The sequence below is a fragment of the Pantoea nemavictus genome (genome assembly GCF_037479095.1).
Lineage (GTDB): Bacteria > Pseudomonadota > Gammaproteobacteria > Enterobacterales > Enterobacteriaceae > Pantoea > Pantoea nemavictus.
Window position 1 is genome coordinate 965,269 of the sequence record NZ_JBBGZW010000001.1, and the last position, 12,875, is coordinate 978,143.

General features: G+C 51.1%; 13 protein-coding genes. 9 read left to right on the forward strand and 4 right to left on the reverse strand.

All coding sequences use genetic code 11. The features are described 5' to 3' along the window. Nucleotides 1–30: 30 nt before the first annotated feature. Both WH298_RS04460 and WH298_RS04465 read right to left on the reverse strand, forming a co-directional pair. A complete protein-coding gene (locus WH298_RS04460; RefSeq protein ID WP_180822304.1) occupies nucleotides 31–282 on the reverse strand; it encodes an ogr/Delta-like zinc finger family protein in 252 nt (83 codons plus the stop codon). Next, complete coding sequence (locus WH298_RS04465) at nucleotides 279–995, reverse strand: hypothetical protein (protein ID WP_180822305.1); 717 nt, start codon at nucleotides 993–995, stop codon at nucleotides 279–281. Before WH298_RS04465 ends, WH298_RS04460 begins: the two co-directional genes overlap by 4 nt. 541 nt (nucleotides 996–1,536) lie before the next feature. Between WH298_RS04465 and WH298_RS04470 the strand changes: the two genes are divergently transcribed. From WH298_RS04470 to WH298_RS04495, 6 genes are read left to right on the forward strand one after another with little or no spacing between them, the layout of a single operon-like run. Further along, on the forward strand, nucleotides 1,537–1,794 hold the full coding sequence (locus WH298_RS04470) for a helix-turn-helix transcriptional regulator (protein ID WP_180822306.1): 258 nt from the start codon (nucleotides 1,537–1,539) through the stop codon (nucleotides 1,792–1,794). Next, nucleotides 1,791–2,039 (forward strand): hypothetical protein, encoded by a 249-nt coding sequence (locus tag WH298_RS04475; protein ID WP_180822307.1) that lies wholly within the window; start codon nucleotides 1,791–1,793, stop codon nucleotides 2,037–2,039. The genes WH298_RS04470 and WH298_RS04475 overlap by 4 nt, the downstream gene beginning before the upstream one ends. A gap of 13 nt (nucleotides 2,040–2,052) precedes the next feature. Beyond that, nucleotides 2,053–2,580, forward strand: coding sequence for a host cell division inhibitor Icd-like protein (locus WH298_RS04480; protein ID WP_180822308.1), 528 nt, complete (start codon nucleotides 2,053–2,055; stop codon nucleotides 2,578–2,580). After that, nucleotides 2,577–2,843: a hypothetical protein gene (locus WH298_RS04485; protein WP_180822309.1), complete on the forward strand. Its 267-nt coding sequence runs from the start codon at nucleotides 2,577–2,579 to the stop codon at nucleotides 2,841–2,843. The genes WH298_RS04480 and WH298_RS04485 overlap by 4 nt, the downstream gene beginning before the upstream one ends. Then, on the forward strand, nucleotides 2,830–3,171 hold the full coding sequence (locus tag WH298_RS04490) for a DUF5375 family protein (RefSeq protein WP_180823687.1): 342 nt from the start codon (nucleotides 2,830–2,832) through the stop codon (nucleotides 3,169–3,171). Before WH298_RS04485 ends, WH298_RS04490 begins: the two co-directional genes overlap by 14 nt. A 14-nt stretch (nucleotides 3,172–3,185) precedes the next feature. Beyond that, nucleotides 3,186–5,498, forward strand: a complete 2,313-nt coding sequence (locus tag WH298_RS04495) for a primase-like DNA-binding domain-containing protein (RefSeq protein ID WP_180822310.1) — start codon at nucleotides 3,186–3,188, stop codon at nucleotides 5,496–5,498. 99 nt (nucleotides 5,499–5,597) lie between these two features. On the opposite strand, the gene WH298_RS04500 is transcribed toward WH298_RS04495, so the two are convergent. Continuing rightward, nucleotides 5,598–6,404 carry a hypothetical protein gene (locus tag WH298_RS04500; protein ID WP_180822311.1) on the reverse strand — a complete coding sequence of 269 codons (807 nt, stop codon included), beginning with the start codon at nucleotides 6,402–6,404 and terminating at the stop codon, nucleotides 5,598–5,600. A 580-nt stretch (nucleotides 6,405–6,984) separates the two neighbouring features. On the opposite strand from WH298_RS04500, the gene WH298_RS04505 reads away from it, so the two are divergent. From WH298_RS04505 to WH298_RS04515, 3 genes are all read left to right on the forward strand, one after another. Then, nucleotides 6,985–7,839, forward strand: coding sequence for a PA4780 family RIO1-like protein kinase (locus WH298_RS04505; protein WP_007886139.1), 855 nt, complete (start codon nucleotides 6,985–6,987; stop codon nucleotides 7,837–7,839). 297 nt (nucleotides 7,840–8,136) lie between these two features. Next, complete coding sequence (locus WH298_RS04510) at nucleotides 8,137–8,493, forward strand: hypothetical protein (RefSeq protein ID WP_007886138.1); 357 nt, start codon at nucleotides 8,137–8,139, stop codon at nucleotides 8,491–8,493. A gap of 123 nt (nucleotides 8,494–8,616) precedes the next feature. After that, nucleotides 8,617–9,276 (forward strand): epoxyqueuosine reductase QueH, encoded by a 660-nt coding sequence (locus WH298_RS04515; protein WP_007886137.1) that lies wholly within the window; start codon nucleotides 8,617–8,619, stop codon nucleotides 9,274–9,276. 135 nt (nucleotides 9,277–9,411) lie between these two features. Here WH298_RS04515 and mgtA read toward each other — a convergent pair whose 3' ends face one another. Continuing rightward, nucleotides 9,412–12,135 (reverse strand): magnesium-translocating P-type ATPase, encoded by a 2,724-nt coding sequence (gene mgtA / locus WH298_RS04520; protein WP_007886136.1) that lies wholly within the window; start codon nucleotides 12,133–12,135, stop codon nucleotides 9,412–9,414. Nucleotides 12,136–12,875: the final 740 nt, after the last annotated feature.

A 12,875-nucleotide genomic window follows, 5' to 3' on the forward strand; every position in this document is an offset into this window, starting at 1 on the left:
AAGCCGCTGTTTGATTAGCGGCTTTGAGAGTTAGTGAGTAATACGAAATGCTGAGCCGTATCGGCCTAGTGTCTGCCTTTCTTTAACCGGCATTGGCGCAACTTCCTCAACTGTTTCCTGTGGCGGCGGCGAGGTTATGACTTTCGTGATGCTTTCGTTCGTCTTAAACGTGCAGGAACAATCCAGATTTGTGCACTGGTGATAGCGCTCTTTTACCTGCTCGGACATATAGCGGCTAGATTTCGCGTGCGCCGGGCTTTTGCAGTAAGGACAGTGCATCATTTCTGATCTCCTCCTTGCAGTTCTGCACGCTGATCACGGATTGATTTGGCCAATTTGCTGCGGCGCGCTGGAGAATTGTAGAGATCCATATCAACGCCCGTGAGTGCGGGACGATATAACCCAATATTTTCCAGCAGTGGAGCCTCATGCAGAACAGTCTCTGGTAGCGCCTCCGCCGCCTGCGTCAGCGCTTCACCGACAAGCCTAGAAATGTCGCGGATTGTATTGCGATCGTCGCCAACAAATGTCGGTGCGATTGTTTCGCGCTGAATGCGCAGCTTGATTGCCCATAGCAGCGAAGGGCTTACGTTTCGCAGCGCCGACTGCCAGTGTGAATCCGCAAATTCCGTAAAGGCCGCACTGTGTGACTCGACTAACTCTCTACCACTAGTGCAGCAACACAACATGGCGTATTGCTTATCCAACTCCAGTTCTTTCAACAATCCCGCAAACTCATCGGCCAGCTCGCGGCTGGCGATGCGTTGCGTATGTTCGGCGCGAAGTTCGTCAGTGAGATTACCGCGCAGTTTTCGAAAATTAGTGCGCCAGTTGATCTCGGCTTCCTTACCCGCCTCAATGGCAGCCTGACGCTCTTTTTCGCAACGAGTGATGTTAGCGGCAACACTATTAAATTCTGTCATCTGCGCAGTGTGTTCCGCTCGCGCTTTTTCAAATCGAATCAGTGAAATTGGTTTATTTTCTGCAGTGCTCATCGTGGTCTCGCATCATCTGTAAAGGATGAGGCCATTCTGTCGTGCACCAACGGACAAATCATTTGATTGCTTTCTGCCTGTCGCTCAGCAAACAAACCAAAAATTGAGACCGGAACATTTCCCAAAAACTTTAAGTTCTTATATAACTATTCACTACTGTTCACTAAAGTAAAAAAGTTAGTAAATACAGTAAGTAAAATCGTGAACAGTTATAGGTTAAGTCTTCACTCGTTGTTCACTAGTATTCACTGCTCTTAAAAATCCAGCCTTATTCTGGCAAGCCTATTCAACAGTTTTTTCCTATTAATTTGTCGAAACCAATTGCTCTTACTTCTTAAGTAGAGATCTGAAAGAACTCAAATACCTGCATACACCTATATATACCTATATTAACCGACTGGTGACTTTTTAATCGTTTTTTAGCCAGAGGCCACCGTGCAAGGGGTTGTTTACATTAGGTAAAATATTCTCAAAATAGGGAGTTACCTAAGACACACCCGGAACCGGACAGCACCGGCCGGACTCATTATGAGGTAACACCATGCACGCAGTTTCATCCGTTCCAACTCCTACGACGTCTCTAACTGGCAACATTTCTTATCCTCGCGATCGCTTCATGCGCCTACCGGAAGTTATCAACATCTGCGGCCTGTCACGCTCGACCATTTATGACTTAATCAGCCGTGAGCAGTTTCCGTCACAGATTTCCCTTGGTGGTAAAAACGTTGCATGGCTGGCATCAGAGATCGACGCCTGGATGCAATCACGTATCGCTCATCGCGCCGGAGGTGCAGCATGATTACGCTTAATTTCGGCATCAATTCATTTCCTCTAACCAAAGACGAAGCAACCTTCATCGCTGAAAGTCTTATAAGCGTGGTCAGTGGTAAGTCGGCAACCTCACCTTCTTTTAACAGCGGGATGCACGGGCATATTTCGATTCTGGGCAAAAAAGCTCAGGCGGGAAAACTTATAACGGGTAAAGCTGACAGCGAACGCCGATCAAATCCGCAGCAGTCCGATCAAGTCCTGACCGATTGCTAGGGTAAACGTCCAAATGAACCAAAAAAGCCTTTTCTCTGGCGAGCGGCCGTTATACAGTTTTCCTGTTGCCGCAAAATCGGCAACCGGGCGTAGGAACCCGTGTTTCTCAATGGCGACACCAGACGCGCCATGCGTCTTTTTTTGTGTCTATGCCTCTGTGCACCCATTATTCGGGAAATGGTTATTAAACCATTTATCCGTCAAAATAATGGTGGCTCGGGCGGGGCAGCCTTCGGGCTGGCCGGTATCCATTGAGGCCGGTATTCCTACCCCCGTTCGGGCTACCACCCTTGAGCGTAGGAACTCCGGTGGTAGCAATAACCGCTACTCAATGGAGATTGTCGTCATGACAACGGTTCTTACCGCCTCTCGCCCCAAATTCATTTTTATTTTCGCTGCCGTGCACTGCACTGATCGCGCTGCCCGTCCCTGCAAGCTTCGTTTTGCGGCGAAAGACGAGCGCACGACCCGTGCCAACTTCATTCGTGACTATGTCCTATGCTTCGCTGGCCGCGTGCCGGTACAGGCGGTGACTGCATGAATACTCTTGCCGCTCGCACCAACAGCAACAGCACCTATTCAATTCCACACGCCGATTATCTACGCCTGCTGCATGCTCATTCCGTCGGCGTAACAGTGCTTGATATGTTCGATTCCGTTCATTGCCTCAGCGCCCAAGGCTGCGTGCCAAACAGCGCCGCGCTAGCTTCTGTCGTTGCCCTTCTCACCGATCAGCTCGGCAAAGTCCTTGAAACCTGCGATTCCCTGATTCTTGCCACGGAGGCTCGCCATTATGACCGCTAATAATTCCTGCTTACCTGTTGAAGTCCGTACTGCCGTTTACCGTCGTGCGCTGGCGCAGGGTTATCTCAACGCCTGCAAAACGCTGGGCATCACCGTTTCGGCAACGCTCGACGAACTACAGATGACTATCGCGCTCGAGCTGGAAGGATTTTACGTGCGTCGCCATGGCGCAGAAGCCGGAATGGAAATGGCATGCACCATGCTGGGCGATATGGTTGAACCTGACCTGCTGACCGCGCCGCCGCGCCTGACCCGTCTTGGCGCGACCATGATGGATGAGCTTTTCTGCAGCCAGCTTGGCGCTACTCGCCGCGCCACGTTGCACTGAAGGAGATCCAGCAGATGAAACACATAGTCTCTGACACGGTAAAAGCGGCCGCCGGATTCTGGCCGCAACTTCTACCCGCGCTGGGCATCAGCATTCACGCCAGCGGCAGACACGGCGCATGCCCTGTTTGCGGCGGTAAAGATCGTTTCCGCTTTGATAATCGGGACGATCGTGGGACGTGGCACTGCAACCAGTGCGGAGCCGGTGACGGCCTGAATCTGGTTGAAAAGGCGCTCGATGTCAGCGCCAAAGAGGCGGCAATCAAAATCGCCGATATGCTCGGCGCGCTGCCACCGGTATCAACAGCACCGGTGAACATCGTTGATAAAGCCCTCGCACAATCCGAGGCCGCCGCGCGGGCTCAGAAGTTGCTCGCCGCCGCCTTCAGCCGCACGGATAACGCCTACCTTTTATCGAAAGGGCTGCACAGCACTCAGGCGTTAACGCTGGCTGCCGGTTTGCGCTGTGGCGGTATCAGTTTTGCGGCTGGCGATCTGCTTGTGCCGCTGACCGACGAAACCGGTAACGCCGTTAACATCCAGCTAATCAGCGCTGCTGGCGACAAGCGCACCCTGCCCGGCGGACAGGTGAAAGGCGCTTATCACCTTGCAGGCGAACCTGACAGCAAAACGCTGTGGCTCACCGAAGGTTATGCAACCGGCCTGACTGTGCAGCGCCTGACGGGGCAACCGGTCTATGTGGCGCTCAGCGCAAATAATCTGCCGGCGCTTGCCGCGCAGCTTCGCAAAACCAACCCTGATGCGCTGATGCTGGTTGCCGCAGATCGCGACGAAAACGGCACAGGCCAGCTTAAGGCCGAGGAAGCCGCGAAAACCTGCAAGGGCAAAGCCGCTTTACCGCCGGAAACCGGCGACTGGAACGACGTCTGGCAGGCACAGGGCGACATTGCGACGCAGGCGCTACTTACCGCTTTCACTCAACCCCACAAGCCAAGCCCGTTTGAGTCGGTGAGCGAGGCCGATCTCAAAGCCATGAGCGCCAGTGAAAAGGCGGAGCTACTGGTCGATCATTACGGGCAGGCGCTGGCCGTGCCGCCCGTTGGAGAGGAAATCTGCCGCTACGAGAACGGCGCGTGGCAGGTGATGCCGGTACAGACGCTGCGCCGTGAGATCGCAGCGCTGTTTCAGAAGGTGCGCGCACCGTTTTCAGCCGCCGGGATTGGCAGCGTGCTCGATACGCTCAAGCTGATGGTGCCCCAAATGGGTGAACCGGCGCGCCGCCTGATAGGTTTCCGAAATGGGGTATTTGATACGACTAACGGCACATTCAGCCCGCACCGCCGTGAGAACTGGCTGCGCACGGCAAACAGCGTTGATTACTCCGCGCCGCGCCCCGGTGAAAATCTCGCAGATCACGCGCCTAACTTCTACAGCTGGTTAACGCGGGCTGCCGGATATAATGACGACAAGCAGGAACGCATCCTCGCGGCGCTATTTATGGTGCTGGCAAACCGCTATGACTGGCAGATGTTCCTTGAGGTGACTGGTCCAGGTGGAAGCGGGAAAAGCATATTAGCCTCGATCGCCACGCTGCTCGCTGGCCGCGATAACACCACGTCCGCCACCATCGACACGCTGGAATCATCGCGCGAGCGTGCCAGCGTAGTGGGATTTTCGCTGATTATTCTGCCCGATCAAGAGAAGTGGAGCGGCGACGGCGCGGGCATTAAGGCGATTACCGGCGGTGATGCGGTAGCCATCGATCCCAAATATCGCGATCCCTACTCAACTCAAATTCCGGCTGTTATTTTGGCGGTCAACAATAATCCGATGCGTTTCAGCGATCGCAGCGGTGGCGTTTCACGTCGCCGAGTAATCCTGACCTTCCCGGAGGTTATACCGGCGAAAGAGCGCGACCCGCAGCTGTTGGATAAAATCAGCGTCGAGCTGGCCGTCATTGTTCGTCATTTAATGCAGCGCTTCGTGTTACCCGATGAAGCGCGCGAGCTGTTGCAGGCGCAGCAATCATCCGGCGAAGCGCTGGAGATAAAGCGACAGGCCGATCCTCTGGTCGATTTCTGTGGCTACCTGATGCCGCTGAGCACGCCGAACGGGCTGTTTATTGGAAATGCCAACATTCGCCCGATAAACCCGAAGCGCTATCTCTATCACGCGTATTTGTCGTTTATGGAATCTCGTGGCCATCAGCACCCGCTCAGCCTGACGGCTTTCGGCCAAGCAGTGCCACAGACGCTGAAAGAGTATGAGCGCGTGTTACTGAAGCGCCGAACGAATAACGGCATACAAACCAATCTAACATTACATGAGGACAGTGAGACCGATTGGCTACCAGCATGCAGCGCCTGATAATCTCACAAGCACATAAACCGGCTCAGGCCGGTTTTTATAAAAGACCAATATCATTGCTCGAAAAATTATATTTAAAAACACATTAACTCATAAGAATCATTCAAAACCAGCGATTAAATCGTTTCTTTTTTCATCGGAAAGATAGGGCAAATTTATATTTATATACTTAGCAATTTGGCGAGAGCGCTTTGAACTGTTAGGCTGATTTCTTATCTTGGTAAACCGCTCATCAGCATCTAACTCTTCAGAATAGGCTTGATTATTCAATTTTGATATAGAGGCAATATAATGCTCATCTATTTTTCTACAACATTTTATTAAAAAGGTAATTAGAGTAGTCGCCTCTTTAAGGGTAACTTTATCCGCAGAATAATCCTTTAAGGTCTTAATTACATCAAAATGGTAAAAATTGTCATATAGATCGGAGCTTTTCGACTCCAGAAAAATTTTATCTGAAGAAGATAACTCAGCATTTGAAGTACTAGCATGAACGATACGATTGCGCCAATGGCACATGAGCTCGACTAACAAATACCATTCTTTTTCAATACCAGGTATAGATTTGCAATAATCTGAAAACCGCTTCCCTTTCGAGTCATTCGATGAGCGCTGAGTTTTAAAATCCAAATTAATACTGGCTTTCTTTCTTATTAAATCACTACTAATGCTCCCCATATATTCAAAAAGAGCTTCAACAGCAAATACCAATGACGATCTAACCGCAAACCTACGGGCTGAAACGCAGGATTGCTCTAGTCCTTTAGGCTCCCATTTAATATTTAACGAAGGATCTCTTACCGAATTAGAGGGCAAGTTTGATAGGGCGACGGCTATAGTATTAAGATTGTGCACACTATACCCAATTTCATCTAAAATAGATCGAAGATACTTACTCTCAGTCATTTAATTAAACCTTGGTGGCATTGTCAGGATTCGAACCCGCATTTCCAGATTTCAAAAGGCTTTTAGTTTCTAGTGTCTTAACCGATTAGACGATTATGCCGACGCGTTAAATTTATACCCTTAGTGTTGATTTAGTCAATCAACAAGGGCTGCATTATTTGCCTTTGGCACAAAGCTTACTGTTGTGCACCTTAAGTGCACACTGGTGTACATCCCATCTCAAACCATTCACAACCTAACACAATGAATTTAATAAACAAAAATCAAACGTGAACAGTGTGAACACTTTTCCCTAAAATCATTTTATTTTGGATTTAGCGCCGTGCATTCGTTATCATTGCTCTGCCGTTCCGGGGTATGGGATTTAATAATTGGTACACGTTTAGGTACACAACACAAAGTTGAATTAGATAAAGCCACCTAAATACATGAGCTTGCGGATTAGGTTCAGATTCCGCCAGCCCACCAAAATTCTCCATCGATGACACCAGAGTCATTCGATGAAGTCCTAAGAGCCCGCACGGCGTAAGCCTTGCGGGCTTTTTTGTATCTGTACTCGTACTCTTTCAAGGCGACTGGAATGAAAATCCCAAACAGACTCCAACCTCTCGTCGATGATGGCTTGATCGACGAAGTACTTCAAAGACTTAGAAGCGGCAAAGAAGCTGACGTATACACAGTTTTAAGTGGCGGTAAAATTCAATGTGCCAAAGTGTACAAAGAAGCCACGCAGAGAAGCTTTAAGCAGGCGGTGAATTATCAGGAAGGACGTAAAGTTCGTAACTCGCGTAATACGCGTGCCATGCAAAAAGGCTCGAAATTCGGACGTAAGCAACAGGAAGAGACCTGGCAAAGCGCGGAGGTCGATGCGCTATTTCGTCTGGCTAATGCTGGCGTGCGCGTTCCGCAACCCTATATCTGCATCGACGGTGTGTTGTTGATGGAACTGGTCACGGATGCAGAAGGCATGGTTGCTCCACGTCTGAGTGACGTGATGCTTTCGGCAGAGGATGCCGCTGTTGATTTCGCAACCATGATCCGCAACATCGTGCGCATGCTGTGTGCCGGCATTGTTCATGGTGACCTGTCAGAGTTTAACGTGTTACAGGACGCGAACGGGCCAGTGATCATCGACCTGCCACAAGCCGTTGACGCCGCCGCTAATAATCATGCCGAATCCATGTTTGAGCGCGACGTCAATAATATTACCGCTTACTACGGCCAGTTTGCCCCGCAGATACTGCAAACCCGCTATGCGAAAGAGATCTGGCAGCTGTACGAAGATGGAAAATTAACGCCAGAAACACCGTTAACCGGCCTGTTTACCGAAGAGTTGCATAGCGTAGATGTTGATTCGTTGATGGACGAAATCATCGCCGCAGAAGATGAGTTTTATGCCCGTCAGCGGGCCGCCAAAGAGCGTGACGATGAGTAAAAGTTGCTCCAGATTTTAGGTGACCTAGTCAAGCAGATCCCACTGAGGATAAGTGATGACAGTACAACCATTCAGGACGGGGTAACGTTGGCATGCAGGCTTAATCTTTGTTGCTGAACGTAAAGCACGTCATTTGCGCTTGCCCCCTGTAAAAGCCAACGGCTTAAAATGCTATCTGCAGGTGATTTCACCAGCGAAACTAGACCTTTTTCATTCCTGGTTTATTCTTAAATCTTTCCATCGTGGCTTATGCCAGGATGAATACCTGAGACGACATATTTCAAGAAAGAGGGAATTATGAAAAAGACAATTATTGCAGTATCGGCTCTTCTGTTGGCTTCTTCGGCTTTTGCCGCTACTACACATGCTACTGATGACACCGTCGCTAACGCGCAAGCCGGTGCTAACACCGCTAAAGAAAAACTGCATCAGGCGCAGAACGAAGGTAAAGAGCAGCAGCTGAAAGCTAAACATGCTGCTGAAGGCAAAAGCGATAACCTGAGCAGCAAAGCGAGCGAAGGCACGCAAAAAGCCTGGAACAATACTAAAGAAGGTTCCGAGAAAGGTTGGGATGCCACGAAAGAAGGCACGCAGAAAGGCTGGAATAAAACCAAAGAAGGTGCCAGCGATCTGAAAAAGAAAGTGACTGAATAACGCTGTTTGCCCAATCCAGAGGCCGCGCTTGCGGCCTTTTTTATTGCCCCGTTTTCGTCAATTTTGCATCTTCAGCCTAATCACCTTAGACTTTACGCAACACTCTATTAACCAATAATTCTTATGTCTGATACCTTCACACGCCAGCCGCTACCTTTACCCAACGGTCACAATAAAGTACTGCTGCACTCGTGCTGTGCGCCCTGCTCGGGCGAAGTGATGGAAGCCATGCTGGCTTCCGGCATTGATTACACCATTTTTTTCTACAACCCAAACATTCATCCGCTGAAAGAGTACGAACTGCGTAAAGAGGAGAACATCCGCTTTGCCGAGCAGTTTGGCGTCCCGTTTGTGGATGCCGATTATGACAAAGACAATTGGTTTGCTCGCGCACGCGGCATGGAGTGGGAACCGGAACGCGGCGTGCGCTGTACCATGTGTTTCGATATGCGTTTCGAGCGCACCGCGCTGTATGCACATGAAAACGGTTTTCCGGTGATCACCAGTTCACTTGGCATTTCGCGCTGGAAGAACATGCAGCAGATTAACGATTGCGGCGTGCGTGCGGCTGCACACTATCCCGATATGCTTTATTGGCAATTTAATTGGCGTAAAGGCGGCGGATCGTCACGCATGATTGAGATCAGCAAGCGCGAACGTTTCTATCAGCAGGAGTATTGCGGCTGCATCTATTCACTGCGCGACAGCAATCGCCATCGCGTTGCCAGCGGTCGCGAGCGCATTGAAATCGGCGTGCAGTATTACCAACCGGATGAAGAGTAAAGAAAAGGGCAGGATTTCCTGCCCTTCATGTGATTAACGCAATACCAGCGTCAACACCACGATGACCACCATCATCAGCAGCAGATGGAAGACCACCTTATTAAGATTTCTGTTGCGCATGTCACCTCCATCGTCTTAGAACCACTGACCAAAGCGCTTGATGTAGAGCATTTTCATGCCCTGCGCGACGACGCAATAGCCGAGCAGCGTTGCCACCAGCCATGGGAAGTAGGACCACGGCAGCGGCACTAATCCAACCATGGCACCCAGCGGTGAGAACGGCAGCAGAATGCCGGCGATCATCACGCAGGCCGTGGTCAGCAGCACCGGCAGCGCAGCGCGACTTTGGATAAACGGAATCTTTTGCGTCCGCAACATATGTACCACCAGCGTTTGCGACAGCAGGCCTTCAATAAACCAGCCAGACTGGAACAGCGACTGCATCTCTGGCGTATTCGCCGCAAATACGTACCACATCAGGGCAAAGGTGGTGATATCGAAAATGGACGACGTTGGTCCAATCCATAGCATGAAGCGTTTGATATTACGCGCGTCCCATTTACGCGGTTTACGCAGGAATTCACGGTCCATTTTGTCCCACGGCAGCGCCAGCTGAGACAGATCGTACATCAGGTTCTGAATCAGCAGATGAATCGCCAGCATCGGCAGGAACGGAATAAAGGCGCTGGCCACCAATACCGAGAACACGTTGCCAAAATTAGAGCTGGCGGTCATGTTCAGGTACTTTATGATGTTGCCGAAGGTTTCGCGCCCCGTCATCACGCCCTCTTCCAGCACCATCAAATCTTTTTCCAGCAGGATGATATCGGAAGATTCTTTCGCGATATCCGCCGCGCTATCGACGGAAATCCCCACATCAGCATCACGCAGCGCCGGAGCATCATTAATACCATCGCCCAGGAAACCAACGGTGTGACCAAGCTGCTGCAGCGTACTCACCAGACGTGATTTTTGCAGCGGCGTAAGTTTAGCGAACACCGAACTTTGTGCTGCAGCCGCCGCCAATTGCTCATCGCTCATTAATGCAATTTGGTCGCCGGTAACGATCGCGCCGCTATCGATGCCAACCTGCTGGCAAATGCGCGCGGTAACCACCGGATTATCGCCGGTTAATACCTTGACGCTGACGCCATTGTCGCGCAGTGCGCTAATGGCTTTCGCGGCGCTCTCTTTTGGCGGATCGAGGAAGGTCAGCAGTCCTTCCACCGTCAATCCCTGCTCATCCGCCACGCTCAACGGCTGCTGTAAACCCGGCTCCGCCAGCACGCGACTGGCCACCAGCAACACGCGGAAACCCTGCTCATTATATTGATGTGCTAGCGCCAATAGTTCTGCACGGCGCGTTTCGTTCAGCGGCTGCACCAGTTTGCCTTCGCGCTCGGCGGTAGCGATGCTCAGCATCTCTTCCACTGCGCCTTTGCAGATCAGCATCTGTTGATTCAGGCGACGATCGCGCACCACCACCGAGACACGGCGCCGGATAAAATCAAACGGCAGTTCATCCACTTTGATGTAGCTGTCGCCAACCGCCTCGCTAACCCGGTTTTTACCGTACTGCAAAATGGCGCGATCCATCAGGTTCAGCGTACCGCTTTGATAATGGCTGTTGAGCCAGCTCAACATCAGCACGCGTGAGTTTTCCACCCCAGCACAATCCAGATGATGCTCCAGAATGATGTTGTCCTGCGTCAGCGTACCGGTTTTATCGGTGCAAAGGATGTCCATTGCCCCGAGGTTTTGAATCGCGTTCAGGCGCTTAACGATCACTTTGCGCCGCGACATGGCAATGGCGCCTTTCGCCAGATTTGAACTGACAATCATCGGCAGCATTTCCGGCGTTAATCCGACCGCCACCGCCAGCGCAAACAGCGATGCGTCGAGCCAGTCGCCTTTGGTGAAGCCATTGATCAGCAGCACCACCGGCACCATCACCAGCATGAAGCGGATCAGCAGCCAGCTCACGCTGTTAACGCCGCGGTCAAAGGCGGTTTGTGAGCGGTTACCAACAATCGATTTCGCCAGGCTACCAAAATAGGTTTCGCTGCCGGTCGCCACCACTACTGCTTTAGCACTGCCGCTGGAGACGTTGGTACCCATCAGGCAGACGCTACCCAGTTCCAGCAGCGACGTGCCCTGCTCGCTGGCACCGCTGCTTTTGCTGGTGACATGGCCGGTAACGTCATACTTTTCAACCGGTAACGATTCTCCAGTTAAAATTGCCTGGCTGATAAACAGATCGCGCGAATCCAGCAGGCGCACATCGGCGGGCACCAAATCCCCCGCGGAGAGATAGATGATGTCGCCAGGCACCAGCGTAGCGATGTCCACTTCCTGTTTGCTGGGCGCGTGCTGCGCTGATTCACGACGTAATACGGTCGCGGTGGTGCGCACCATCGACTTCAGCGCCTGTGCCGCTTTATTGGTGCGGAACTCCTGCCAGAAGCGCAGCAAACCGCTGAGCGTTACCATCGTCACAATGATGATGACACCGGTCAGATCGGTCTCCTCGCCGTTGCGCATCGGCAGCCAGAAATCAGTGAAAAAACTCACCGCAGCCAGCGCCATCAGGACATAGATAAACGGATTGTTGAACGCGTGCAGCAGCTGCACCAACGCCGGCGGCGCTTTATCGTGTTCAACCTGATTACGGCCATACACCGCTAAGCGCGCCTCGGCTTCACGCTCATTCAGGCCCAGCGCATCACTACGCAGGCGCACCAGAGTTTCATCGGCAGTGAATCCGGCTTCATCTTCAATCAGGTAGCGCGGCGTTTTATGACGCTGCGGACGTGTGGTATTCCAGGCTTTTTTGTCCTGGTTGAGTTTCATGTCAGTCATGATGACATTCCTCTGTTTTACGGCAATAGATATCCCTGCATGCCATGCACACAAAATGGATGTAATTAAATTAACGGCAATGCGTTATTAAATTAAAAATAACCTGTCGGGAATTTCCATATCACCTCCCGGAAATTAAAGACGAAAAAAGTCGCTCGTTAAATAACGAGTAATAGATAATGACGAGGGAAAACACCACGCAGTCGAACAGCGAAGAGCTGTCTAACGCGCAGCGTAAATCAGCACGCTGAGGTTCAGCGCGCGCATCGAGGCGGAGGGAAAAGTGTGTTAAAAATCATGTGCATGATGATGTTCCCACGAGCTTCGGCCCGTTACAGTGTCGTTGTGAGGGAACAATCATCAGAAGAGAGGAGGATTGCTGCCCGCCGTGTTGGCAAGCAGCGACAAAAAAGTTCGCGCGTCAGCTTGCCTTGTGTTGCCATCTAAAAGGGTGACTGTCCAACTGAACTCTCCTGCTTTGAAATTGCGGCTATTATATTCCGGGACGTAACGAAGTAAAGTTAATTATCTGTAACTCAACACTCATTTAAATTCCGTTGTGGTTGAGTTGATATTAACTATTCCGATCGCCATTAATGGCGACCCTACAATTATCGCTGAGCTTTTGTCGGCTACGCATTTATGCGTACCGCGTAACCCGCGCTGCACTTACCGCCAGCCTTATAACTGAACCACACGACTTAGATCATTAATGCATATGCATAGCCTGAAATTGACTA